General features: G+C 68.3%; 18 protein-coding genes. 8 read left to right on the plus strand and 10 right to left on the minus strand.

The window, feature by feature from the left end:
- The first annotated feature begins 11 nt into the window (after positions 1–11).
- The 6 genes from EIP75_RS00295 (at position 12) to EIP75_RS00320 (ending at position 7,527) form a co-directional block, all read left to right on the plus strand.
- Positions 12–1,466, plus strand: a complete 1,455-nt coding sequence (locus EIP75_RS00295) for an enoyl-CoA hydratase-related protein (protein WP_125241224.1) — start codon at positions 12–14, stop codon at positions 1,464–1,466.
- Positions 1,447–2,418 (plus strand): NAD(P)H-dependent flavin oxidoreductase, encoded by a 972-nt coding sequence (locus tag EIP75_RS00300; protein ID WP_125241225.1) that lies wholly within the window; start codon positions 1,447–1,449, stop codon positions 2,416–2,418. The genes EIP75_RS00295 and EIP75_RS00300 overlap by 20 nt, the downstream gene beginning before the upstream one ends.
- Before the next feature lie 114 nt (positions 2,419–2,532).
- Positions 2,533–4,680, plus strand: coding sequence for a fatty acid oxidation complex subunit alpha FadB (gene fadB / locus EIP75_RS00305; RefSeq protein ID WP_125241226.1), 2,148 nt, complete (start codon positions 2,533–2,535; stop codon positions 4,678–4,680).
- Between the two features lie 38 nt (positions 4,681–4,718).
- Positions 4,719–5,501, plus strand: coding sequence for an SDR family NAD(P)-dependent oxidoreductase (locus EIP75_RS00310; protein WP_125241227.1), 783 nt, complete (start codon positions 4,719–4,721; stop codon positions 5,499–5,501).
- Positions 5,502–5,542: 41 nt separating this feature from the next.
- Positions 5,543–6,721 (plus strand): acetyl-CoA C-acetyltransferase, encoded by a 1,179-nt coding sequence (locus tag EIP75_RS00315; protein ID WP_125241228.1) that lies wholly within the window; start codon positions 5,543–5,545, stop codon positions 6,719–6,721.
- A complete protein-coding gene (locus EIP75_RS00320) occupies positions 6,721–7,527 on the plus strand; it encodes an enoyl-CoA hydratase-related protein (protein WP_125241229.1) in 807 nt (268 codons plus the stop codon). The genes EIP75_RS00315 and EIP75_RS00320 overlap by 1 nt, the downstream gene beginning before the upstream one ends.
- 103 nt (positions 7,528–7,630) lie before the next feature.
- Here EIP75_RS00320 and EIP75_RS00325 read toward each other — a convergent pair whose 3' ends face one another.
- Genes EIP75_RS00325 through EIP75_RS00340 form a run of 4 tightly spaced genes read right to left on the minus strand, consistent with a single transcriptional unit; the run spans position 7,631 to position 11,954 of the window.
- Entirely contained in the window at positions 7,631–8,407 is a 777-nt protein-coding gene (locus tag EIP75_RS00325; protein WP_125241230.1) for an SDR family NAD(P)-dependent oxidoreductase, read from the minus strand.
- Positions 8,404–9,585, minus strand: coding sequence for an acyl-CoA dehydrogenase family protein (locus EIP75_RS00330; RefSeq protein WP_125241231.1), 1,182 nt, complete (start codon positions 9,583–9,585; stop codon positions 8,404–8,406). Before EIP75_RS00330 ends, EIP75_RS00325 begins: the two co-directional genes overlap by 4 nt.
- A gap of 6 nt (positions 9,586–9,591) precedes the next feature.
- Positions 9,592–10,392 (minus strand): enoyl-CoA hydratase-related protein, encoded by an 801-nt coding sequence (locus EIP75_RS00335; RefSeq protein ID WP_125241232.1) that lies wholly within the window; start codon positions 10,390–10,392, stop codon positions 9,592–9,594.
- On the minus strand, positions 10,389–11,954 hold the full coding sequence (locus EIP75_RS00340; RefSeq protein ID WP_125241233.1) for an acetyl-CoA acetyltransferase: 1,566 nt from the start codon (positions 11,952–11,954) through the stop codon (positions 10,389–10,391). Before EIP75_RS00340 ends, EIP75_RS00335 begins: the two co-directional genes overlap by 4 nt.
- Before the next feature lie 239 nt (positions 11,955–12,193).
- Between EIP75_RS00340 and EIP75_RS00345 the strand changes: the two genes are divergently transcribed.
- Positions 12,194–13,384, plus strand: a complete 1,191-nt coding sequence (locus EIP75_RS00345; protein ID WP_125241234.1) for a CaiB/BaiF CoA transferase family protein — start codon at positions 12,194–12,196, stop codon at positions 13,382–13,384.
- Between the two features lie 418 nt (positions 13,385–13,802).
- On the opposite strand, the gene EIP75_RS00350 is transcribed toward EIP75_RS00345, so the two are convergent.
- Both EIP75_RS00350 and EIP75_RS00355 read right to left on the minus strand, forming a co-directional pair.
- Complete coding sequence (locus tag EIP75_RS00350; protein WP_125241235.1) at positions 13,803–14,816, minus strand: phosphotransferase family protein; 1,014 nt, start codon at positions 14,814–14,816, stop codon at positions 13,803–13,805.
- A complete protein-coding gene (locus tag EIP75_RS00355; protein WP_125241236.1) occupies positions 14,813–15,913 on the minus strand; it encodes an NAD(P)-dependent alcohol dehydrogenase in 1,101 nt (366 codons plus the stop codon). Before EIP75_RS00355 ends, EIP75_RS00350 begins: the two co-directional genes overlap by 4 nt.
- A 196-nt stretch (positions 15,914–16,109) precedes the next feature.
- On the opposite strand from EIP75_RS00355, the gene EIP75_RS00360 reads away from it, so the two are divergent.
- The gene (locus tag EIP75_RS00360; RefSeq protein ID WP_125241237.1) at positions 16,110–17,144 is read left to right on the plus strand and encodes an oxygenase MpaB family protein; all 1,035 of its coding nucleotides are present in this window, start codon (positions 16,110–16,112) and stop codon (positions 17,142–17,144) included.
- Here the strand turns inward: EIP75_RS00360 and EIP75_RS00365 are convergent.
- The 4 genes from EIP75_RS00365 to EIP75_RS00380 are packed head-to-tail and all read right to left on the minus strand — an operon-like array spanning position 17,132 to position 23,972.
- A complete protein-coding gene (locus EIP75_RS00365) occupies positions 17,132–19,540 on the minus strand; it encodes an efflux RND transporter permease subunit (RefSeq protein ID WP_125241238.1) in 2,409 nt (802 codons plus the stop codon). The two genes, EIP75_RS00360 and EIP75_RS00365, sit on opposite strands and share 13 nt — an antisense overlap.
- Positions 19,537–20,718 (minus strand): WD40/YVTN/BNR-like repeat-containing protein, encoded by a 1,182-nt coding sequence (locus EIP75_RS00370; protein WP_125241239.1) that lies wholly within the window; start codon positions 20,716–20,718, stop codon positions 19,537–19,539. The genes EIP75_RS00365 and EIP75_RS00370 overlap by 4 nt, the downstream gene beginning before the upstream one ends.
- A 4-nt stretch (positions 20,719–20,722) precedes the next feature.
- The gene (locus EIP75_RS00375; RefSeq protein WP_125241240.1) at positions 20,723–22,081 is read right to left on the minus strand and encodes a DUF1329 domain-containing protein; all 1,359 of its coding nucleotides are present in this window, start codon (positions 22,079–22,081) and stop codon (positions 20,723–20,725) included.
- A 25-nt stretch (positions 22,082–22,106) separates the two neighbouring features.
- A complete protein-coding gene (locus EIP75_RS00380) occupies positions 22,107–23,972 on the minus strand; it encodes a DUF1302 domain-containing protein (RefSeq protein ID WP_125241241.1) in 1,866 nt (621 codons plus the stop codon).
- Positions 23,973–23,994 lie beyond the last annotated feature (22 nt).

The raw sequence follows: 23,994 nt of genomic DNA on the forward strand, positions 1-23,994 counted from the left end.
GGACACGGGCCATGCGCGAACAACAGTGGGACAACCTGAGCCTGTCCGTCGATGCGAACGGGGTGGCCTTGCTCACCATCGATGTCAAGGGACGCTCGGACAACGCCTTCACCCCGGGCTTCCTGGCCGATCTGGGCGCCGCGATCGCCCACGTGACGGGCCATGCCGAGATCTGCGGCCTGGTCCTGGCCTCGGGCAAGCTCACGGGCTTTTGCAGCGGTGCGGCGCCCGAAGACCTGCTGGCCGTGCATGAGGCCGGCCTCACGCCCCCGCAGATCCTGGAGGTGCTGGCCCCGGCCCAGCAGTTGATCCGCGCGCTGGAGCGGTGCGGCAAGCCCGTGGCGGCGGCCATCCAGGGCCCGGCCCTGGGCGGCGGGTTCGAACTGTGCCTGGCCTGCCACCACCGCGTGCTGGCCGACAGTTCGCGCGCCGTCGTGGGCCTGCCGGAGGTCGGTTTCGGCGTGCTGCCGGGCGGTGGTGGTACCCAACGCCTGCCACGCCTGATCGGCATCCCGGCGGCCTTGCCGCTGCTGCTGTCTGGCCGACAGGTGGCCCCGACCGAGGCCTTGCAGATCGGCCTGGTGGACCAGGTGGTGAATGCCAGGGATGTGATCCCTGCCGCGCGCCGTTGGGTGCTGGCCAATGCCGAGGCCGTGCAGCCCTGGGATGTCAAGGGCTTCAAGCTGCCGGGAGGCGCTGGTGCGTTGGCGCCGCATGCCTCGGCCAGCTTTGGCCTGGGCGTGGCCCGCGTGCGCCGCGACACGCAGGACAACGAGCCCGCGCCTCTGGCCATCCTGTCGTGCGTTTATGAAGGCACGCAATTGCCGATCGACCAGGCCCTGGCCCTGGAGGCACGCCATTTCAGCCTGCTGCTGGCCGGCGCCGTGGCCCGCAACCGATTGCGGACCCTGTTCGTGAACGGCCCACGCCTGACGCGCCAATGGGCCGCGGCCACCCGCTATCCGGCCGACCGCTGCGCGGGCAGGCTGGTGCGGGCCCATGCGGATGAAGCGCAGGCCCTGGCCGCCGACGGCGTGAGCCCGGCCTTGATGATCAATGCGGCGCGCCAGGCCGGTTTCGAACCGCCGCCGGCCCTCGATGTGCTGGACCACGCCATCGCGTCCACGCAGCCAGCGCTCGACGAGGTCCGCTGGCGCTGGCTGAGCGCCAGCGCGCTGGAAGCCGTTCGCTGCCTGGAAGAGGGCGTCATCGACGACCCCGCACAGGCCGATGTGGTGGCCGTGCGCGAGCTGGGTTACCCGGCCTGGACGGGCGGCCCCATCTCCTTCATCGAAACCCAGGGCCTGCCCGACTTCGTGGCGCAGTGCGACCGCCTGGCGGCCCTGCCGAACAGCCAGGCCGACCGCTTCTACGTGCCGCCATGGCTGCGTGAACGCGCTGCGCAGGCCCCCCACCGCCTTTACCCCTCTTCTCTGGACAAGCGACATGAAGACACGAGTGACTGAACAACTGGGCATTGCCTATCCCATCATCCAGGGCGGCATGATGTGGGTGGGGCTGGCCGAACTGGCCGCGGCCGTTTCCAACGCAGGCGGCCTGGGCATCATCACGGCGCTGACGCAGCCCACACCCGATGCGCTGCGCCAGGAGATCGAACGCTGCCGTGCGCTGACCGACAAGCCCTTCGGCGTCAACCTCACCATCCTGCCCACGGTGACACCGCCGCCTTATGCCGAGTACGTGTCGGCCATCATCGAGGGCGGCGTGACCATCGTGGAGACGGCTGGCAACAGCCCGCGCGAGTTCATCGACCGCTTCAAGGCCAACGGCGTGCGCATCGTGCACAAGTGCACCACCGTGCGCCATGCCCTGTCCGCCGAGCGCAATGGCGTGGACATGGTGTCCATCGATGGACTGGAATGCGCCGGACACCCCGGTGAAGACGACGTGGGCGGCCTGGTGCTGATCCCGGCGGCGGCACGCCAACTCAAGATCCCGGTGATCGCCTCCGGCGGGATCGCCGATGGCCGTGGCATGGCTGCCGCGCTTGCGCTGGGCGCCGAAGGCGTGAACATGGGCACGCGCTTTTGCGTCACGCAGGAGGCACCGATCCACGACGACATCAAGCAGGCATTGGTGCGTGGCAGCGAGCGCGACACGGCGCTGATCTTCCGAACGCTCAAGAACACGGCGCGGGTGTTCCGCAACGCCATCGCCGACGAGGTGCTGTCGATGGAGCGCCGCGAGGGGGGCTGCACCTTCGAAGAGATCCGCCCGCTGGTGGCCGGCCAGCGTGGCCGCGCTGCCCTGGCCAGTGGTGTGGTCGATGGCGGGATCGTCAGCGCAGGCCAGTGCATCGGCCTGATCGACGATGTGCCCACCTGTGCCGAGCTGATCGAGCGCATGGTGCTGCAGTGCCGTGAACGCCTGCAGGTGGCTGGCCGCTGGGCGGCCTGAACCAGGTGAACAGGCCCCGCGGATTTCGTCACTTTGGACGATGGACCCTGGCGGCCCCGGTTTCTACAGTGCATGCAAAGCGTGGCATGAGGCCACTGCAGTCAAGGAGCGCATGTGTTTCAAGGTGACAGCATCCGCCTGAACAGGCTGGACGAGGGCTTCGTCGAACTGTGTTTCGACGCCCGCAATGAACCGATCAACAAGCTCGATGCCCGCACGGTGGACGAGTTCCGCCAGGCCACCGAGCTGCTGGCCCAGGCGGGTGATGTACGCGGCGTGCTGGTGACGAGCGGCAAGGATGTCTTCATCGTCGGTGCCGACATCAAGGAGTTCGGCGAGATGTTCAAGGACAGCGCCGAGCAGATCGCCAGTGGCGTGCTGGTCAAGAACCAGATCTTCGTGGCCTTCGAGGACCTGCCCTTCCCGAGCGTGGTGGCCATCAACGGCTTCGCGCTGGGCGGTGGTCTGGAACTGGCGCTGACCGCCAGCCACCGCGTGATGTCCACGGCCGCGCAGGTGGGCGTGCCCGAGGTCAAGCTGGGCCTGTTCCCGGGTTTCGGTGGCACGGTGCGTCTGTCCCGCGTAGCAGGGGCACAAACCGCGCTGGAATGGATCGCCAGCGGCAAGCCTGCCAAGGCCCCGGCTGCCAGGGCGGCAGGCGTGGTCGATGAGGTGGCCGAGCCGGCGGCCCTGCGTGAGGAGGCTTTGGCCCTGTTGCGCGCCGCGGCCGATGGCCAGGTGGACTGGAAGGCCGCCCAGGCCCGCAAGCGCAACCCCTTGCCGCTGTCGGATGCCGAGCGCCAGGCCCTGTTCGCCACAGCCGTCGAGAAGATCAAGGCCGGCAGCCCGCCGCATCAGCCTGCGGCCGTGATCGCGGCCGAGATGATGGCCGAGGCCGCCGCCGTCAGCCGGGCCCAGGCCCTGGCGCTGGAGGCCGAGGCCTTCGGCCGTGTCGCCAAGACCCAGGCTGCCGGTGCGCTGGTGCAGGTCTTCCTCAATGACCAGCTGATCAAGAAGGCCTCGCGCAAGCACACGGGGCAGGGCGCCTCCGTCAGGCAGCTGGCCGTGCTGGGCGCCGGCATCATGGGGGGCGGCATCGCCTACACGGCCGCCCTGCGTGGTACCCCCGTGCTGCTCAAGGACATCGCCAGCGCGCAGCTGGACCTGGGGCTCAACGAGGCCGGAAAGCTGCTGGGCCGCCAGGTCAAGAACGGCCGGCTCACGCAGGACAAGGCCGACGCCATCCTGAAGTCCATCAAGCCCCAGCTGGACGATCGGGGCTTCGAGTCGGTGGACCTGGTCATCGAGGCCGTGGTCGAGCGCCTGGACATCAAGCAGCAGGTGCTGGGCGTGCTGGAAGGCTCGATCCGCAACGACGCCGTCATCGCCTCCAACACCTCCAGCCTGCGCATCGATGACATCGCCCGCCCGCTGCTGCGTCCGGAGAATGTTGTCGGCATGCACTTCTTCAACCCGGTGCCGGTGATGCCGCTGGTCGAGGTGATCCGTGGCGTGAAGACCAGCGACGCGGCCGTGGGCCTGGCGGTGTCTCAGGCCCTGGCCATGGGCAAGACGCCCATCGTGGTCAAGGATTGCCCGGGCTTCCTGGTCAATCGCATCGTCACGCCCTATGTGAACGGCTTTCTGCAGCTGCTGGCCGATGGCGCCGACTTCGAAGAGGTCGACCGGGCGATGGAAGCCTTCGGCTGGCCCATGGGGCCGGCCTACCTGCAGGACGTGGTCGGCATGGACACGGGTTCTCACGTGGGCGATGTGATCTCGGCAGGCTACCCCACACGCATGAAGCCGGTGGCGCGCAATGCCGTGAAGCTGATGGTTTCGCGCAAGCGCTATGGCCAGAAGACCGGTGAAGGTTTCTACCGCTACGCTCCCGATGCAGGCGGCAAGCCCCGCAAGACCTCCTCGCCCGAGGCGCACGAACTGGTGCGCAGCCTGCAGACCGAAGGCCAGCGCAGCTTCACGCCCGAAGAGATCGTCGAACGCATGATGCTGCCGATGATCATCGAGGCCGCCCATGCGTTGGAAGAAGGCGTGGTGGCCTCGGCCGCCGAGGTGGACATGGCACTGATGCTGGGCCTGGGCCTGCCGGCCTACCTGGGCGGCGCGCTCAAGTACGCCGACTGGCTGGGGCTGCCCAAGGTGGTGGCCCTGTGCGACCAGCACGCCTCGCTCGGGCCCGCCTATCACGCCACTGACCGCCTGCGTGCCATGGCGGCCCAGGGTGAGCGCTTCTACCGCTGACCCGTCCAGATCATTCCTCCACTTTTCCCCTTGATCCCATGAAACTCGATTCCAGCATCGCCGCCGTCGTGACCGGTGGCGCGTCGGGCCTGGGCGCGGCCACGGCCCGGCGCCTGGCGGCCCAGGGCGTGAAAGTCGCCATCTTCGACCTGAATGCCGACCTGGGCGAAAGCCTGGCGCGCGACCTGGGTGGTGTGTTCTGCCAGGTCGATGTCACCTCCGACACCGACGTGGACGCGGCGTTGGCCCGCGCACGCAGCCGCCATGGCCAGGAGCGCGTGCTGGTCAACTGCGCCGGCATCGGCAACGCCACCAAGACGGCCAGCCGCGACAAGGCCAGCGGCGAGATCCGCCACTTCCCGCTGGCCGGCTTCGACCGCATCATCCAGGTCAACCTGGTGGCCACCTTCCGCTGCATCGCCAAATCGGCGGCCGGCATGCTGACCCTGCCGCCGCTGGCAGACGGCGAGCGTGGCGCCATCGTCAACACGGCCTCGGTGGCTGCGCAGGATGGGCAGATGGGCCAGTCGGCCTACTCGGCCTCCAAGGCCGGCATCGTGGGCATGACCCTGCCCATCGCGCGCGACCTGATGGGCGAAGGCATCCGCGTCAACACCATCCTGCCCGGCATCTTCAACACACCGTTGCTGCAGGCCGCGCCCGATCACGTCAAGGCGGCGCTGGCCGAGTCGGTGCCATTCCCGAAGCGTCTGGGCGATCCGGATGAGTACGCGCAACTGGTGGAAGTGATGATCACCAACGGCTACTTCAACGGCGAGAGCGTGCGCCTGGACGGCGCGATCCGCATGGCGCCGCGCTGAGCGCACTGCCCTCATCTCACACTGCACAAAGGACCGTTTCCATGTCTGAAGCCTATATCGTTGCCGCCGCCCGCACGGCCGGGGGCCGCCGGGGCGGCCGCCTGTCCGGTTGGCACCCTGCCGACCTGGCCGCCCAGGTGCTCGACGCACTGGTGCAGCGCAGCGGGGTCGATCCCGCCGCGGTCGACGACGTCATCATGGGCTGCGTCGGCCAGGTGGGCGAGCAGGCCTGCAACGTGGCGCGCAATGCCATCCTGTCGTCTTCGCTGCCCGAGTCGGTGCCCGGCACCTCGGTGGATCGCCAGTGCGGCTCGTCCCAGCAGGCGCTGCACTTCGCGGCGCAGGCCGTGATGTCGGGCACGCAGGACATCGTGATCGCTGCGGGTGTCGAGAGCATGAGCCGCGTGCCGATGGGCACGCCCATCACGCTGCCGCTCAAGAACGGCCTGGGCATCTATGTCAGCCCGTCGATGAAGAAGCGCTACGACGGCGTGGAGTTCAGCCAGTTCAGCGGCGCCGAAGCCATCGCCCGCAAGTACGGCCTGGGCAAGGACCAGCTCGATGCCTTCGCCTTCCTGAGCCACCAGCGCGCCATCGAGGCCACGCGTCTGGGGCGTTTCGAAGAAGAGATCGTGTCCGTGCAGGTGCGCACCGCCGATGGGGAGACCCACAATGAGCCGCACCTGGTCGACGAAGGCATCCGCTTCGATGCCTCGCTCGAGGGCATCGCCGGTGTCAAGCTGATCCAGGAAGGCGGGGCGCTGACGGCGGCCAGTGCCAGCCAGATCTGTGACGGCGCCAGTGGCCTGCTGGTCGTCAACGAGCGCGGTCTGAAGACCCTGGGCGTCAAGCCGCTGGCCCGCATCCACCACATGACCGTGATCGGCCATGACCCGGTGATCATGCTGGAGGCGCCGATCCCGGCGACCCAACTGGCGCTCAAGAGAGCCGGGCTGAGCATCAACGACATCGACCTGTACGAGGTCAACGAGGCGTTCGCGTCCGTGCCGCTGGCCTGGCTGCAGGCCGTGGGTGCCGATCCGGCCAGGCTGAACGTGCATGGCGGCGCCATCGCGCTGGGCCACCCGCTGGGCGGCTCGGGCACCAAGCTGATGACGACCCTGGTGCACGCCTTGATCCACCGCCAGGCGCGCTATGGCCTGCAGACCATGTGCGAGGGCGGGGGCCTGGCCAACGTCACCATCGTCGAAAGGCTGTGATGGCGTCAGGCATTCGATACGAGCGAGAAGGGGCCGTCGGGGTCGTGACCCTGGACAACGCCGCCAGGATGAATCCGCTGACCGAAGCGATGCAGCATGCCTTGCTGGAGGTGCTGTCCAGCGCAGGGCGGGACGCCGAGGTCAGGGCGCTGCTGATCACGGGTGAAGGCCGCGGCTTCTGTGTGGGCGCCGATCTGAGCGCCATGGTGCCGTCTGCGGGCGACACGCGCAGCCTGGGCACGCGCACGGCCGACACGATGGCCGTGTTGTCCAACAAGCTGGTCTTGGCCCTGCGGGAGGCGCCGTTCCCGGTGGTCAGTGCGCTCAACGGGGCGGTGGCGGGCGCGGGCGTGGGCCTGGCGCTGGCGGCCGACCTGGTGGTGGCGGCGCGGTCGGCCTATTTCTACTTTCCGTTCATGCCCAAGCTGGGCATCGTGCCGGACCTGGGCAGCACATGGTTCCTCGCGAACCTGGTGGGCCGCTCGCGTGCGCTGGGCCTGACCCTGCTGGGCGACAAGCTGCCGGCCGATCAGGCGCTGGACTGGGGGCTGGTGTGGTCCGTGGTGGACGATGCGGCCCTGCCGGACGAAGGCCGTGCGTTGGCGCGCCGGCTGGCGGAGCTGCCGGCGCATGGCGCGCTGGAGATGAGGCGTGCGTTCGAAGCGGCGCGGTGCAATGACCTGTCTGCGCAGCTGGCGTATGAGGCCGAGCGGCAGCGTGAGTTGATCGATCACCCGGATTTCGCGGAGGGGGTCGCGGCGTTCATGGGGCGGCGGATGCCATTGTTCCGGAATCGGTCTGACTGAGTTTTCTCCTGCACCACGGTGTGTTTGGGGCGGCACGGATTCCGGGGTGTGCCGCCCCTTTTTTCAGCGCCCTGCGTCTAGCGAAGGCCGGCCAGTCTGGTTTTCAAAGCGGTGACACCAGGTGCCCGCCGTCCACCGCCAGCACCGCCCCGGTGATGTAGGCGCCAGCCTGAGACGCCAGCAGCAGCAAGGCGCCATCCAGATCCGATGGCGTGCCGAACCGACGTTGCGGGATCCGCGACATCAGGCGCTGTCCGGCCTCGCTGGCCAGAAAATCCCGGTTCAGCTCCGTCGCGATGTAGCCGGGCGCCAGGGCGTTCACCCTGATGCCCAGGCGAGCCCATTCCTGGGCCAGGGCCTTGGTCAGATGGATGAGCCCGGCCTTGGATGCGCAGTAGGGGGCCACGGCGCCCCCCACGCGCTCGCCCAGGATCGACGCCACGTTGATGATGCAGCCTGTCTTGCCGGCAGCCTGTAGCCGACGCGCGGCTTCCGTCGCCACCAGCCAGGCCCCTTTCAGGTTGGTGTTCATCACCTGGTCCCATTGAGACTCTGTCTGAGCCAGGGCCGGCGCCGAGGCCGCCACACCGGCATTGTTCAGCACGATGCCCGGGGGGCCCCAGCGCCCCTCGATGCGGGCGAAGGCATGTACCACCGAACCATCGTCGTTCACGTCCAGCTCCACGGCGTGGGCTTCCAGCCCCTCGGCATTCAAGGCGGCCACGGCCGACTGAAGCCGGTCCAGCCGGCGGGCGGCCAGCAGCACGCGCGCGCCGGCCTGCCCCAGCACACCTGCCGCGTGCAAGCCCAGCCCGCTCGATGCACCCGTCACCAGTGCCGTCTGCCCCTTCAGTGAAAAGCGGTCGGCCAGTGTCGTCATCGGGCCACCTCCGCCGGGCGCGGGCCCCGTGCGATCTGCCGGCCGATGCGCCAGCGGTGCACTTCGCTCGGGCCGTCGTAGATGCGGAAGGCGCGCATGTCGCTGAAGATGCGCGAGACGATGCTCAGGTCGGTCACGCCACGGCCACCCAGGATCTGCACGCTGCGGTCTACCACGCGCCATTCGGCCTCGGAGCACAGCACCTTGGCCATGCTCGAGGCATGGCCAGCTTGGTCGCCTTGGTCCAGCAGCCAGGCGCAGTGCCAGATCACCAGGCGCGCCGTGTGCAGGTCCAGTTCGTTGTCGGCCAGCATGAAGCTCACGCCTTCGTGTGACGCCAGGCTCTGGCCGAAGGCTTCGCGCTCACGCGCGTAGGCCACGGCGGTGTCATGGGCACGGCGCGCCGCGCCCAGCCAACGCATGCAATGGGTGAGGCGCGCGGGGGCCAGCCGCAACTGCGCATGCCGCAGGCCCAGGCCGATCTCGCCCAGGCGATCACCCTCCGGGATGCGCACGCCATCGAAGCGCACGAGGGCATGGCCACCGGTGAAGCAAGAGTCCAATGCGTCGAGCTGGCGCTCGATGGTGATGCCAGGACGCTCCATGTCCGTCAGGAACATCGTGGCGCTGCCGTCTTCCATGCGCGCCATCACGATGGCGAAGGCCGACCCCACGGCCCCCGTGATGTGGATCTTGGTGCCGTCGATCACGTAGTCGCTGCCATCGCGGCGCGCGGTGGTCTGCAGCATCGACGGGTCGGATCCTGCTCCGGGAGCCGGCTCGGTCATGCAGAAGCACGAGCGGGTGTGGCCGCCCACCAGGGGCTTGAGCCACCGTGCCTTTTGCGCGGGCGTGGCCACCAGCTCCATCAGGTGGATGTTGCCTTCATCAGGCGCATGGATGTTCAGGGCGACGGGCCCCAATGGCGAATAGCCGGCCTCTTCGAAGACGATGGCCTTGTCGACGTGCGACAGGCCCAGGCCGCCCAGCTCGCGCGAGGCGTGCGGGGTGAGCAGGCCGGCCGAGCGGGCACGGGCGATCAGCTCCTGGCGCAGATCCTCAGTGGGGCCGTGCGGTGTGCAGCGAGGATCGGTTTCGAAAGACATCACCTCGTCGGCGATGAAGCGGCGAGTGCGTTGCCGCAGGTCGTCTTGTTCGGGCGTGAGTTGGAAGTCCATGGTTCCTCAGCAGCCCCGCCATTGCGGAGCGCGTTTTTCGATGAATGCCTGCAGGCCTTCTCGCAGGTCCTCGCTGGCCGCGACCCGGGCCAGGCTTTCTGCGCTCAACTGTTTCAGCGGAGCCTCGTCCAGGTCATGCGCCTGGCGCGCGATCGCCAGGCTCTCGCGCACGGCCAGCGGTGCGTTGCGCGCGATGCGCTGTGCCAGCGACAAGGCCGTGTCCTGCAGCTCTGGTGCCGCGACGAGGTGGTTGATGAGCCCGAACTGATGCGCGCGTGAAGCCTGAAGCGGATCACCCGTGGCCACCAGCTCCAAGGCCACATGCCGGGGCAGGGCGCGTGGCAGGCGATACAGGCCGCCAGCGCCGGCGATCAGGCCACGCTGCACTTCGGGCAGGCCGAAGGTGGCGGTGTCGGCCGCAACGATCAGGTCGCAAGCCAGCGCGATCTCGGTGCCGCCGGCCAGCGCAGGGCCGTTGATGGCGGCGATCCAGGGCTTGGTACGGGGCGCATAGACAAAGCCGGCAAAGCCACCGCGCTCGGTGCGCAACTGCCGCCCGCGTCCCGCCGCCACCTCCTTGAGGTCTGCGCCTGCACAGAAGGCTTCGCGGCCGCTGCCGGTCAGCACGACGGCCCGGACGTCATCGTCCTGTTCCGTGGCCAGCAGCGCGGCGTCCAGGGCCGTGGTGATGTCGCCATTGATCGCGTTGCGGGCCAATGGACGGTTCAGCGTGATGCGTGTGACGTGGCCGGGCAGGCGCTCGATCAGCAGGACCGGGTCGGCGGGTGTTTGGAGCTGGGCGCTCATGCGGTGAATCTCCAGTGCAGGCGGCCATCATCGTCAAGCGAGGTCGTGCCGGGTTGCCCCACAGGGCTGCGGTCCAGGGCTGTCAGACGTGCGAGCGTGGCCGTGTCCGTGGCGGTCACCCGCGACATCAGGCGTTGGCCATCCGGTGTGCGCGCGATGACGATGCCGAAGTCGGGCTGGCCCTCGCGGCCATAGACCACCGTGTGTGTTTCAACGGTGGCAGGGCCTTCGTGCTGATCTGTCAGCGGTGGCACGGGCCCGCGTCGCTGGTCGGCCTGCACCTGAACGCTGTGGTCCGGACGCAGGCGCCCCGGGGGCGGTGGCTGTGTGGACAGCACCATGGCGTGGTGCTTCGTGACGAACTCGCCCTGGCCGTAGAGCAGGGCGTGTTGCGGCGCATTCGCGGTGTGTTCAGGGGCTTGCCGAAGCCCTCTCACCAACGCAGCAACTGCATGTGTCATGTAGTTGTTCAGTGGCGCACCGAAGAAGCTCAGGCCTCCAGTGGCGCTCACCGGCGCATTGGCCGGCAGGCCCAGGGTGCGGCGCGCCATCTTGGGCACCACGGGGAAGCAGCTGTACAGCTCCAGCAGATCGAAAGGCTTGCCATCGACCAGGCGTTGAGCTTCCTCCAGCACGGCCTCCTGCGCGGGGGCATGACCGTAGTGGTCGCGCGCCAGGTAGTCGCGAGGCTCCTGGGCCGAGGCACCACCCCACACGTGGACCATCCGGTCGGGGGAGATGCCCAGTTCCAGCGCCATCTCCAGGCTGGTCAGCAGCACGGCCGCGCCCATGTTGACCAGCGGGTTGGCCACCATGCGCAAGGTATAGGGCCAGGCGATCAGGCGGTTGCGCTCACTGGGTGTGGCGATGTCGTCGGGCCCCAGGGCCTGGCGCTGCCAGGCGTGCGGGTTGCGGGCGGCGGCCTGGCTCATCGAGGACCACAACAGCGCCGATTCCTGCAGCGCCTGTGCGGGGCTCTGGCCCCAGGCGCTCGCCAGGGCGTTCTCGTAAAAGGGGTACACGTTGACGGGGGCGACCACCCCGTGGCGCACGGCCTGAGGATGGCAGATGTCGGCGCCGCGCAGCAGGCGTGCACCGGTGTCCTTCGGTGACCAGGGCAGGGAGAGCCCGGCCTTGGTGGCAGTGGCCACGGTGTGGCTGGACTCGGCACCGACCACGGCCGCCACCGCGCTCTCGCCCGCTGCGATGCGAAGGGCCGCCTCATGCAGCAGCCGCACGGGTGATTCGCCGCCGGCCGCGGCATAGGCGCGGTGCCGTGGGCGGATGTGCAGGCGCTCGCACAGCAGGGCGGGCGCATCGGCATAAGGCCAGGAGTGCTCGCACACCACATCCAGTGCATCGATGCCCTGCAGCAAGGCCGTGCCGGCGTGGGGGCGTGCGCCGGCCAGGGCGTCTTCCTGCGCGGCGCGCAGGGCCGCTTCCATCAGCGCGATCGGTTCCAGCCCATGGGCCGGGTCCTTGTCTCGCCAGGTGATCTCTCCCACGCCGATGATCAACGGCGTGCGGGCCGGATCGGTGTGGGTGCGTGTGCGGTGCTCCATGCGGTGTTCTCGACGGTTCTCGGGGGATGGGATGCGGCAGTGTGGCGAGAAGCGTCGCGGGGTGTGATCGTCTGAAGCGACGAAATGAGGGGCTTGGAGGTGTGCTGAACACAGCGGCTGGGTGGCGTCGTCCGTTCTGACGATTGATGTGCCTGCCCTGGCGCCCGAAGATCCCGGCCGAACGTCATTGCGGGTGCCGCGCTGCCTGCATCCGCGCCCCCTACTTTTCGAAAGCTGTCATGACCGCTTCTCCTTCCATGCTCCAAGGCATCCGCGTGGCCGACATGAGCACCGTGATCTTTGGCCCGTATGCGACGCAGGTGCTGGCCGACCTGGGCGCCGACGTGGTGAAGGTCGAGCCGACCGGCATGGGCGATGCCATACGCCTGGTGGGCACGCCACCGAAGACGGCGGGCATGAGCCCCATCCACCTGCGGCTGAACCGTGGCAAGCGATCGGTGGATTGGGACCTGCGCAGTGAAGCGGGCCGCGCGGCCCTGCACAAGCTGATCGAATCGAGCGACGTGTTCATCCACAACGTGCGCGCCGATGCGATGGAGCGCCTGGGCTTCGGGTACGAGGCCGTGCGGGCGATCAAACCCGACATCGTCTATGTGCACTGCACCGGTTTCGACCAGCGAGGCCCTTATGCCGGCCTGCAGGCCTATGACGACATCATCCAGGCCGCTGCCGGCGTGGCGACCTTGCTGCCGCATGTCGATGGCAACCCGCGCCCCCGCTACCTGCCGATGACGCTGGCCGACAAGGTGTCCGGGCTGCATGCGGCGTACGCGGTGATGGCCGCGTTGGTGCACCGCTTGCGCTCGGGGCAGGGCCAGTTTGTCGAGGTGCCGATGTTCGAGGCGGTGGCCAGTTTCAACCTGCTGGAGCATCTGTTCGACCGCACCTTCGTGCCGCCCACGGGCCCGGCCCGCTACACCCGGCAGGTGGACCCGACACGCCAGCCCATGCCGACCAAGGACGGCTGGATCGCGATCGCGCCCTACCTGGACGATCGGTGGGTGCGCTTCTTCGAGGCGGTGGGGCGGGCCGAGGTACTCAAGGAGGCTCGCTTCATCGATGGGCCCACGCGTCGGCGCAACATGGGCCAGATGTATGAGCTGATGTTCGAGATCACCCCGTCACGCACGACGGACGAATGGCTGACGCTGCTGGCGGAGATCAACGTGCCTGCGATGCGGGTGAACGACATCGAGGATCTGCTGGTGGATCCGCAGTTGCAGGCCAGCGGGTTGCTGCATCAGCGGGCTCATCCGACGGAGGGCGAGTACATCGAGGTGCGGGCGCCGGTGCGGTTTTCCGCGTGGCCGGATCAGGAACTGGAGCCGGCGGCGACGGTGGGGCAGCACAGTGAGGCGTTGGCGCGGGAGTTGGGGGTGAGTTTGCCCAAGGTCGCTTCCAAGGCGTGATTGACTGATTCTGGCTGTTTGAAGGCTCGTGCGCTTTTTCGTGAGAGCGCGGGGCACGGGATGTGGTGGCAGCCGTCCGGGCTTCAATGTTGGCGGTTCCGCCTTCGGCGTGACTGCCCTGTGCTGCTCACGTCGAGGTGGCGCCGCCCAACTCACTGCGCGTCCTGCGGACGCTCCGTTCAAACAAGGGCGGCGAGTCAGTCAACGAAGCGCGCTGCGCGCGCCCCCACCTCGCCGCTGCGCTGCTCGGCGCCAACAAGGCGCCCGGCCGTCTGCCCCCACATCCCTTTTGTGCCCCGCTGGTGGCGTGCACAGAGGTGGCATGCGGTGAGCGGGGCACCCAGGCCAGAGTCCCCCTCAGGCCCCGCCCCGCGCGCTCACGACAAAGCGCCAGAACAAACGCAGACAAAGAAGGTCATCAGATCAACTCCACGGCAGCCTGGGCAAACGCAGCCGACTGCCGTCCCACAGCAACGGCATCCTCTGCAAACGCATTCCCGCTCTGCGCCCGCGCACTGATCCCTTCCAGGATCACTGCGAACCGGAACAGCGAAAACGCCAGGTGGAAGTTCGACACCCCATCGCCCCGCCCACTGCATGCCTGGTAATGCCCCAGGTACTCCGCCTGCGTCGGCAGCCCCAAGGCCGCCAGATCCAGCCCCCGCAGCCCATCGAAGGCACTGGGCGCCGTGTGCCAGGCCATCGCGCTGTAGGCCGCATCGGCCAAGGGGTGCCCCAGTGTCGACAGCTCCCAGTCGAGCACGGCGATCACCCTCGGTTCGTTCGGGTGGAACATCAGGTTGCCCAGGCGGAAATCACCATGCGCGATGGTTGTCTCGTCGCCCGGCGGGGTGTGCGCCGGCAACCACTTGATCAGGCGCTCGATGTTCGCGTCCTCGCGCGTGCGTGAGGCCTGCCACTGCCGTGTCCAGCGGTTGATCTGCCGGGCGAAGAAATTGCCTGGCTTGCCGTAGTCGGCCAAGCCCAAGGCGGCCCAGTCCACCGCGTGCAGGCGCGCCAGCGTCTCGGCCATGGCCAGCCAGCAGGCGCGGCGTTGCGCGGGCGGCAGCTCCGGGATGGACTGGCTGGACAGCACACGCCCTTGCAGCCTGTCCATCACATAGAAGGGTGTGCCGATCACGCCGCGGTCTTCGCAGAAGGCGCGCATGCGCGGCACAGGCACGTCGGTGTCGGCCAGGGCCTGCTGGATGCGGAACTCCCGGTCCACCGCATGCGCCGATGGCAGCAGCTCGCCCGGCGGCTGCTTGCGCAACACCAGCGCGGCCTCGTCGAAGTTCGCGAAGAAGGTGGGGTTGGATTGCCCGCCATGGATGCGCTCCAGGCGCATCGGCCCCTGGGCGCCCGGCACATGCTGCGCCAGCCAGGTCTGCAGGCGGCTGGCGTCCTGCGCGTTCAACACGGTGGCAGTCATGCCGCGTCCATGGTGATGATGGGTTTGATGGTGCTGCCGTCCCGGCAATCGCGCACCGCCTCGTTGATGGCGTCCAGCGGGTAGACCTTGCACATGCGCTCGAAGGGCAGTTGCCCTGTGCGTTGCAGCTCCACCAGTTGCGGGATGAACAGGCCCGGCACGCTGTCGCCTTCGATGGAGGCGCGGATGGTGCGGCCACCCAGCAGCAGGCCCGCATCCAGCGGCACCTTGACCGTCGGAGGGGGCAGGCCCAGCATCAGGCTGGTGCCCGTGCGGTGCGTGGCGGCCACCGCCTCGGCCATCACGGCAGGCACGCCGGTGGCATCGACGGCAAAGTCGACGCCGCCGGCCACCAGGGTCTGCACCCGCGCGGCGCTGGAGGTGTCGTCCACCTTGATCAGGTCGGTGGCGCCGAAGCCGGCGGCCATGTCGAGCCGGGTGCCGTGCAGATCGATCGCGATGATGCGCCCGCACCCCGCCAGGCGCGCGGCCATCACGGCCGACAGTCCGACGGCGCCCAGGCCGAACACCGCGATGCTGCTGCCCGCGGAGGGCTTGAGCACGTTGAGCACCCCACCCGCGCCGGTCTGCACGCTGCAGCCCAGCGGCGCCAGCGCAGCCAGCGGCACGTCGCCGCGCACGCGCACGGCATCGCGCTCTCGCACCAGCGCATGTGAGGCAAAGGACGACTGCCCGAAGAAGCCTGCGGACACGGGCTGACCTGCCGCATGGTGCGCGCAACGCCCGTCGGGACGGCGCACGGCCAGGTTCAGCTGGCGCGCGGTCTGGCAGTAGGCCGGGCGCCCTGCCTGGCAGGTCGGGCAGTGACCGCACGCCGCGAAGCTCAGCACGACATGGTCGCCTGCGCGCACCCGGCTGGCCTGAGGCCCGACGCGCTCGACCACGCCCACCCCCTCATGCCCCAGGATGGCGGGCAGGGGATAGGGCATGTGCTGGTCCAGGGCGACCAGGTCGGTGTGGCACATGCCCGTGGCCACGAGACGCACAAGCACCTCATCGGCCAGGGGCTCGTCGAGATCGACCGCTTCGATGCTGAATCGACCGGCTTCGCGGGTGACGGCGGCACGGATCTCCATGGTGTTTGTCTTCCTTCTGAGGGCGGTTGCGGGACAGGTGCAGATGTCAGCCGATCCTAGGAAAACAAGGGCCCGACACCCATCGTCGCTTCAGACAAATGCCGTTCATCCCGAATCGTCGGAAATGACGATGGCTGCAAGGGGGCGCGCTCTCTAGCGTGCAGCGACGCTGCCGGTCCGCGGCCAGCGTTTCAGCATGAACACGGAGCACGACGAGATGAGCGAGAACCTACCCACCGGCGCCGCAGGCTGCCCTTTTTCAGTGCCTGAGCGCGGGCCCGGTCCCGAGTACCGGCGCTGGCTCGGGCTGTGGCGCAACCCTGCCGTGCAGCGCGAGATCGAATCGCTCGACGCCAGGCGCGATTGCCAGCGCATCGTCTACCTGCTGACGGCCTACGAGTTCCCGGCCGACATGCAGCGCTCGACCGAGCTGGCGCTGTTCCACACCTATGGCAGCCAGACCGTCTCGGCCCTGCTGGACCGCACCAAGCAGTTCAGCAAGCATGGCCAGAAGCGCTACGACGATACCCGCCTGTTGATCGCGCAGTACATCGAAAGCGGTTGGGAGGCCGACAAGGGCCGGCGCTCCATCGAGCAGATGAACCACATCCACTCCTTCTACCGCATCGAGAACGAGGACTTCCTGTTCGTGCTGTGGACCTTCCTGGATTTCCCGACCCGCTGGCTGCAGGACTACGGCTGGCGCGCGATGACCGCCCATGAGCGCGAGGCCTGGTTCCACTACTGGATCGAGATCGGGCGGCGCATGAACCTCCAGGACATCCCCGCCACCTGGGCCGAGTTCGACGCTTTCGTGGCCGAGTACGAATCGCGCAAGCTCAAGTACGCGGTGGGCAACGAGCGAGTGGCGCAGGCCACCATCGACATCATGGCGGCCTGGTTGCCCAAGCCCCTGCGCTTCGCCGTGAAGCCGGCGGTGGCGGCGCTGGTGCCTGACCGGCTGCTGCCCGCCGTGGGGCTGTCAGCGCCGCCTTCGTGGCTGAAGGCCGTGACGCATGGCGTGCTCAAGGCCCGCGCCGCCATCAAGCGCTTCGTGCCGTACGAGGGCTATCCCACCTTGCTGTCCGATGGGCTGAACCGCACCTACCCCGGTCACTGCTACCGCATCGAAGAGCTGGGCCCGGACTTTGCGCACCGCCCCAAAGGCGGCAAGGCCCCGGGTGATCAGCCCGAGGCCCTGCATGAGGAGGCGCCCGCTCAGCGCGGCTGAAACGCCATGCCGCCCTGAGGTGGCGGTGCTGGCTGAGCCGCCCCGGCGGGGGCGGTGGCCGGGCGGCGGCCCAGCCCCATCACCCCGGCCAGCGCCGGGATCAGCAGCACGGCGCCCACCATGTTCCACAGGAACATGAAGGTCAGCAGCAGGCCCATGTCGGCCTGGAACTTGATGTCCGACATCACCCAGGTCAGCACGCCGGCCGCCAGCGAGATGCCGGTGAAGGCCACGGCCAGGCCGGTGGTCTTCATGGTCTCCAGGTAGGCCTCGCGCAGCGGCAGGCCCTGGCGCAGGTAGGTCTCCAGGCGGTTGTACAGGTAGATGCCGTAGTCCACGCCGATGCCCACGCCCAGCGCGATCACTGGCAGGGTGGCCACCTTCACGCCCAGGCCCATCACCGTCATCACGGCCTCGCACAGCAGCGAGGTGATGACCAAGGGGATCAGCAGGCACAGCGTGACGCGGATGGAGCGGAACTCCAGCATCAGCAGCGCTGCCACGATGCCGTAGACCAGCAGCAGCATGGGCCGCCAGGCCTTCTCGACCACCTCGTTGGTGGCGGCCTCGATGCCGGCGTTGCCCGCGGCCATCAGGATCTCGGCGTGCGGGCCGCCGTGGGTCTGGCTGAAGGCCTCGACCGTCTTGATCACGCCCTTGAGCGTGGCCGCCTTGTGGTCGGCCAGGTAGGCGATCACGGGGATCATCGAGCAGTCGTCGTTGTAGAAGGCCTGCGGGATGCCCTTGTGCGCCGAGTTCGAGATGTAGCGGTTGCGCGAGACGGTGGACCACTTGAGGTTGCCGCCGTAGCTGCCCGAGATGATCTGCTTCATCCAGTCGAACAGCGACATGGTGCCCTGCACCCCGGCCGTTTCCTCCAGCGCCCACTGCAGCTGGGTCACGGTGCTGGCCGCCGCATAGGCACCGCACTCGCCAGGCGGTGTCTTGACCATCACCACGAAGGCATCGGCGCTGGTGGCGTAGTTCCTGGTGAAGAAGGCCACGTCCTGGTTGTAGACCGAGTGGGGGCGCAGCTCCGGCGCGCCCGGGTCCAGGTCGCCGATCTGCAGGTGGCGGCTGACCACGAAGCCGGCCACGCCCACCACGGCAGCCACACCCAGCACGCCCCAGGCGCGCCGGCCCGAGGCCAGCGAGGCGATGGCCGAGGCGATGCGGTGCGGGCCCTGGGCGCGCCGCTGCGCGGCCTTGAGGCCGCCGCGCGAGATGCCCGTGTAGGACATGGCGATGGGAAGCAGGAACATCTTGGTGAAGATGATCACGCCCACCCCCACGCTGGCGCTGATGGCCAGTTCGCGGATCACGCCGATGTCGATGATCAGCAGTGTCGAAAAGCCCACCACGTCGCACAGCAGGGCGACCGTGCCGGGCACGAACAGCAGCGAGAAGGTGGCCTTGGCCGCGCCCAGCTTGTTGGCGCCCCGGTGGCTTTCGCTGGCGAAGGTGTTGATGTTCTGCACCGCGTGCGACACGCCGATGGCGAAGGTGAGGAAGGGCACGAGGATGGAGTACGGGTCCAGCCCGAAGCCCAGCGCGTGCATGATGCCCAGGTGCCACACCACGGCCAGCAGGCAGCAGCCGATGGTGACCAGCGTGCTGCGCCAGCAGCGCGAGTAGATCCACAGCAGCACGGTGGTCAGCGCCACGGTGAGCGCGAAGAACAGGCCGATGGCGCCTGCGCCGTGGATCAGGTCACCCACCAGCTTGGCGAAGCCGACGATGTGGATGCGGATGCCGGGGCGCTCGTAGCGCTCGCGCAGCTGGGTTTCCAGGCGCTCGGAGAACACGGCGTAATCCAGGTGCTCGCCGGTGTCCGGGTCGTTCTCCAGCAGCGGCGCCACGATCACGCTCGATTTGTGGTCGTTGGACACCAGGCTGCCCACCAGGCCGGCCTTGGCGATGTTCTCGCGCACCACGGCCACGTCGCGCCGGATGCCCAGGCTGCCGAAATCCGCCGGCACCACCTTGCCGGAACGCAGCCCATCTTCCGTGGCCTCGAACCACAGCGTGTTGGGCGTCCACAGCGAGCGCAGGTTGCCCCGGTCGATGCCGGGGATGTAGAAGACCTCGTCGGTGACTTTGCGCACCACCTCCAGGTACTCGCGGTTGTAGATGTCGCCGTCGGTGGCTTCCACCGCGATGCGCACGGTGTTGCCCAGGGGGCGCAGCTCGTTGACGAAGCGCAGGCTGTTGACGATGAAGGGGTGCGCCGTGGGCACCATCTTCTGGAAGCTGGCGTCAGGACGCAGCAGCGTGGCCTGCCACAGTAGCACGGCCGAGGTGATCGCGAAAAAAAGCAGCCACAGTGGCCGCCGCGAGAACAGGGCGCGCTCGGCCGCCGCCTGCAGGCGGACGGCCCAGCCGGTAGACGCAGTCATGGTGATGTCCTTTTCCAGGGCACGGTGTGCACCGAGGCGCCACCCAGGCCCACGGTGACGATTTCATGGGGCTTGGTGAAGGCCACGCCACTCAGCCGCTTGACGGGCAGCCGGGCGCCCAGGGCCCGGTACGAGGCCCCGCCGTCCTGGCTGAGCAGCACCTGGCCTTCCTCGTTGAGCAGCAGTGCGCCGCCCGGGACGGCCTGGGCCGACACGATGGCGCGGGCGCTGTGGCTGTTGACGGGCTTCCAGCTGGTGCCGCCGTCCAGCGAGCGGAACACGTTGCCATTGAAGCCATAGGCGGTCAGGCCCGTGCCGGGCAGGGCCAGCACCCCGTACAGGTGGCCGTTGTAGCCGACCTGGGCCTTCGTCCAGCTGCGGCCCTGGTCGGGCGAGCTGAAGACCGTGCCGTTCTCCGCGGCGATCAGCACCTGCCCGGCCGGGGTCAGCGTGATGCCGTTGAGGTGCAGGCCCTCGGGGTTGTCCAGCCGGTCGCCGATGTAGGTCCAGTGCCGGCCGGCATCTTCCGTCTGGAAGAGCTGACCGAAGGCCCCGGCGGCCAGACCGCGCTGCGCATCGAAGAAGCGCACGGCCAGCAGGGGCTTGGACGGCCCGCCCGATATGGCCGCTTCGGCCGCGGCCACGGCATCTTCGGCCTGCAGGCGTTGGGGCGAGGGATCCTCGCCGTTGCCGGGCGGCAGCTTGTCGAGCTGTGCGCGCGCAGCGGCCAGGATCAGCGGGTCGGCCTGGCGGCCATCGAGCTGGCGTTGCCAGGTGGCCCCGCCATCGCGCGTGGCCAGGACCACGCCGTCGTGGCCCACGGCCCAGCCGGCCTGGGCGCTGCCGAAGCTCACGGCGGTCAGCATCACCGAGGTGGGCGTGGGGGCCTGGCGCCACTGGCGTCCCCCATCGTCGGACAGCAGCACCAGGCCCGATTCGCCCACCGCCACCAGGCGCGAGCCCGCCTGGGCGACGTCCGTGAGCAGCCGGCGGGCGCCATGGCTGGTGGCGGGAGAGGGACGGGTCAGCAAATCGATGGGCTGGGCGTGGCCGGCCTCGCGCGGCGGCTCGCTGGCCACCACCGTGGCGCACAGGCCCAGCGCCAGGGCGCCCTGGGCCAGCCTGCGCCCATGCCGTGCGAGCGATGCGGGCAGGGGCCCGGACAGGGGACTGCTCATGCGCTCAGTTCCCGATGCGGCGCAGCGCGTCCGGCGTGAAGTCGGATGGCTTGAGCGGGACGTTGAACTGGATGGGCTTTTCCTCGTTGGTCAGGCCGCTGGACACGTAGCGGCGGGCCTGCAGGTCGTACTGGGCCGAGCCGCCGATGAAGAAGGCCGGGGCGTTGTAGTACTGCACGCCGAAGATCTCCAGCACGCGCCACAGTTCGCCGCGGCCATCGAACAGGTCGCCGTGCGCGATCTGCCAGGAGTCCTCGTCGAGGTAGTAGACGCGTTTGCTGTAGACGTGGCTTTTGCCGGCCTTCAGAGTGGCCTCGACCACCCACACGCGGTGCAGCTCGTAGCGCACCAGGGACTGGTTGTAGGTGCCAGGCTTGATGATGTCCGTGTACTTCAGGCTCTTGTCGGTGAGCTTGAAGTTGTTGTAGGGAATGATCATCTCCTTCTTGCCGACCAGCTTCCAGTCGAAGCGGTCGGGTGAGCCGTTGAAGCCGTCGTAGTCGTCCACCGTGGACAGGCCATCGACGCCATTGCGCGGCGTGTCGTAGGACACCTCGGGCGCGCGCAGCACGCGGCGTGTGCCAGGGTTGTAGACCCAGGCGGCGCGCGGCTGCTTGACCTGGTCGATGAAGTCGTGCGCCAGCAGCGCATCACCGGCGATGCTGGACGGCGCCTTGTACGTGGTGCGGAAGTAGAACAGCACGTTCGAGCCGTTCTTCAGGCCGTTGCTGAAGATGGTCTCTTCATGGCGCTTGACCGGCGTGAACGAGCCATTGGTCTGCACCGGGAACTCGGTCTGGTCGCGGATCAGCGTGTCGCCGCGGTAGCGGAAGGCGTGGTTCCAGATCGCCTCGACACCGGTCTTGGGGATGGGGAAGGGCACGGTGCTGGCGACCTGGTTGAGCACCGAGTTGCCCTCGTTGGCCGAATCGATCTTGCCGGCCTCGGCCTTCACGGCCTCGTAGGCCGATTCAGGGAAGGCCGCCGAGCGGCGTGTGGGGTACACGTCGATCTTGTAGCTGGGGTAGCGCTTGAGCAGGGCCAGCTGGCCGGGGGCCAGCTTGTCCTTGTGTTGCTCGGCGTTGGCAGCCGTGATGCTGAACAGCGGCTTGTCGGCCGCGTAGGGGTCGGCCCAGCCCTTCTTGGCATCGAAGCCGGCCGGCGCCTTGGTCAGGCCGCCTTCCCACTTGGGGATGGAGCCGTCCTTGTTGCCGGCGCGCTCCGCGCCGATGGGTGTGAGGTCCTTGGACAGGCGTTCGATCTCGGCGGACGAGAGCTTGGCTTGCGCAGTGGTCAGGCCCAGGGCGCACAGCGCGGCCAGGGTCAGCGTGGTTCGGACGCGTTGGTTGAAACGTGCTTGCATGGATGGTGTCTCCGTGTTCTGTGGATCAGAAGCTCGCGCCCAGCACCAGCGCGAAGAAGTCGCGGTCATGGAAGCTGTCGAAGCGCGCCTTGTCGTTGAAGGCCGTGTAGCTGATGTCCAGGGTGTAGCGCTTGTCGACGTCGAACTTGACGCCGGGGGCGATCACATGGCGGCCCTGGCTGAACACGCCGTCGGCCGACCAGCCCTTGACATCCTTGGAGATGAACAGGCGGGGCTTGACCACGACGCTGGAGATCAGGCCGGGGTATTCCAGTTCGAGCAGGGCGCGCACACCCCAGGCGGTGCTGGTGAAGTAGCCGTCCTGCGTGCAGTTGGCCTGGTTGGTGGCGGCGGCCGGGCAGGCCCCGCCATAGGCGGCGTGCGGGCCGGCGCCGAACTCGAAGCCGCGGCCGTAGCGCACGCCGGTGTAGGGATCGCCGATGCCGTTCCAGTGCTGGAAGGCGACCTCGCCCAGCACGGTGCCGGACGACGCGCCCAGCACGTTGGACAGCAGCTTCAGGGTCGAGACCTGGATCTGCGTCTTGTCCTTGAGGTCGTAGCCGCGGTTGTAGGTGCCCGATCCGATCGGCGCGGCGGTGGAGCCCCAGCGCGAAGCCATCGGGCCGATGCCGACGGTGCCGCCGGGGCCAGGTGCGGCCATGGCGTAGAAGCCATCGACCGAGCTGATCTGCACCGGGAAATCCTGCGTGAAGCTGACTTCACCGGACACCGACCAGCCCTTGACCACGGTGGACGCGCTCAGCCCGAAAACCCTGATTTTGTCGGCCGAGTAGTCCCAGAACACCGAGCCCAGCGGGCCGCCCAGGTAGTAGGCCGAGTTGGGCACCGTGGTCAGGTCGCGCACGCCCGACAGGTTGGGCACGTGCGTGGTGTAGCTGGTGTAGTAGGCGCCGATCTCGGTGTCGATGGATTCGACCATCTTCTTGAAGGCCAGGCCGAACTGGTTTTCATCGGCGCCGTCCTTGTCGTCCAGCAGCGAGAAGCGGAAGTTGGGCAGGGCGCCGCCCAGGCCACCGTTCCAGTGGTCGCGCGAGCTCTGCACGCCGAACACCGTGTCGTTGGCCACCAGCGTGGAGCCGCGCGTGCAGTTCAGCGCCGTGGCGGGCGACCAGTAGGTGCCGCAGCCGTCGATGCTGGTGCGCTTCCACTTGAACTGGTAATAGCCCTCCAGGGAGTAACCATCGCCCAGGCCCAGGTTGGCCGACAGCTGCGGCACCGGCAGGATGGCTTCCTTGAGCAGGGTGCCCGACTGGCGCAGCGCGTTGACATCGAGCACCTGGTACTGGTTGATGCCGGGCACGAACAGGCTCTCGCCGAAGTTCACCACGTGCTGGCCCAGGCGCACCTTGAGCTGGGCGGTCTCGCCCAGATCGAAGCTGCCGTAGACGTAGGCATCGAGCAGTTCGACGCCGCGGAAGTTCGACAGGTTGGTGTCGAACTGCGAATCGTCAAGCCGCTTGTCGGGCTCGTAGTTGTTGCTGGGTGCGCCGAAGGGCACGCTGCTGCCGCTCAGGCGCAGGTTGTCCCAGGCCTTGGCGCGCAGCATCAGTCCGTAATCGTCCTTGCGCAGGTTGACGTCGCCGATCACGCGCAGCAGGGTGCTGAAGTTCTCGCCCCGCTCGAAGTTCTTGTTGGCCGATGCGGTATAGGCCGAGCCCGAACCGCCATCGCCCTGGCCGAGCAGTTCCTTGTCGATGCCCTTGGCGCGCCAACCTGCACTGAGCGAGGTGCTGAGCGACCAGACGGCCTCGGCGCCGTCGCCCAGATCGATGGTGCCGGCATGGGTCGGCATGGTCAGGCCCCATGCCATGCAGGCCATGACATGAAGCGGGTTCAGGCGAAAGAGCGGCCTATTCATCAGGACTCCCATACGGTCTCCTACAGTGCTTGGG

Origin of the sequence: Aquabacterium soli, assembly GCF_003933735.1 — a bacterium.
Lineage (GTDB): Bacteria > Pseudomonadota > Gammaproteobacteria > Burkholderiales > Burkholderiaceae_C > Aquabacterium > Aquabacterium soli.

What these genes read in the sequence shown, in the direction of transcription:
- EIP75_RS00300 (WP_125241225.1), top strand. Translation starts at nt 1,447, where the DNA reads ATGAAGACACGAGTGACTGAACAACTGGGCATTGCCTATCCCATCATC.
- EIP75_RS00355 (WP_125241236.1), bottom strand. Translation starts at nt 15,913, where the DNA reads ATGGAGATCCGTGCCGCCGTCACCCGCGAAGCCGGTCGATTCAGCATC.
- EIP75_RS00340 (WP_125241233.1), bottom strand. Translation starts at nt 11,954, where the DNA reads ATGGAGCACCGCACACGCACCCACACCGATCCGGCCCGCACGCCGTTG.
- EIP75_RS00380 (WP_125241241.1), bottom strand. Translation starts at nt 23,972, where the DNA reads ATGGGAGTCCTGATGAATAGGCCGCTCTTTCGCCTGAACCCGCTTCAT.
- EIP75_RS00315 (WP_125241228.1), top strand. Translation starts at nt 5,543, where the DNA reads ATGTCTGAAGCCTATATCGTTGCCGCCGCCCGCACGGCCGGGGGCCGC.
- EIP75_RS00320 (WP_125241229.1), top strand. Translation starts at nt 6,721, where the DNA reads ATGGCGTCAGGCATTCGATACGAGCGAGAAGGGGCCGTCGGGGTCGTG.
- EIP75_RS00370 (WP_125241239.1), bottom strand. Translation starts at nt 20,718, where the DNA reads ATGAGCAGTCCCCTGTCCGGGCCCCTGCCCGCATCGCTCGCACGGCAT.
- EIP75_RS00360 (WP_125241237.1), top strand. Translation starts at nt 16,110, where the DNA reads ATGAACACGGAGCACGACGAGATGAGCGAGAACCTACCCACCGGCGCC.
- EIP75_RS00375 (WP_125241240.1), bottom strand. Translation starts at nt 22,081, where the DNA reads ATGCAAGCACGTTTCAACCAACGCGTCCGAACCACGCTGACCCTGGCC.
- EIP75_RS00330 (WP_125241231.1), bottom strand. Translation starts at nt 9,585, where the DNA reads ATGGACTTCCAACTCACGCCCGAACAAGACGACCTGCGGCAACGCACT.
- EIP75_RS00295 (WP_125241224.1), top strand. Translation starts at nt 12, where the DNA reads ATGCGCGAACAACAGTGGGACAACCTGAGCCTGTCCGTCGATGCGAAC.
- EIP75_RS00365 (WP_125241238.1), bottom strand. Translation starts at nt 19,540, where the DNA reads ATGACTGCGTCTACCGGCTGGGCCGTCCGCCTGCAGGCGGCGGCCGAG.
- EIP75_RS00310 (WP_125241227.1), top strand. Translation starts at nt 4,719, where the DNA reads ATGAAACTCGATTCCAGCATCGCCGCCGTCGTGACCGGTGGCGCGTCG.
- EIP75_RS00345 (WP_125241234.1), top strand. Translation starts at nt 12,194, where the DNA reads ATGACCGCTTCTCCTTCCATGCTCCAAGGCATCCGCGTGGCCGACATG.
- EIP75_RS00350 (WP_125241235.1), bottom strand. Translation starts at nt 14,816, where the DNA reads ATGACTGCCACCGTGTTGAACGCGCAGGACGCCAGCCGCCTGCAGACC.
- EIP75_RS00325 (WP_125241230.1), bottom strand. Translation starts at nt 8,407, where the DNA reads ATGACGACACTGGCCGACCGCTTTTCACTGAAGGGGCAGACGGCACTG.
- EIP75_RS00335 (WP_125241232.1), bottom strand. Translation starts at nt 10,392, where the DNA reads ATGAGCGCCCAGCTCCAAACACCCGCCGACCCGGTCCTGCTGATCGAG.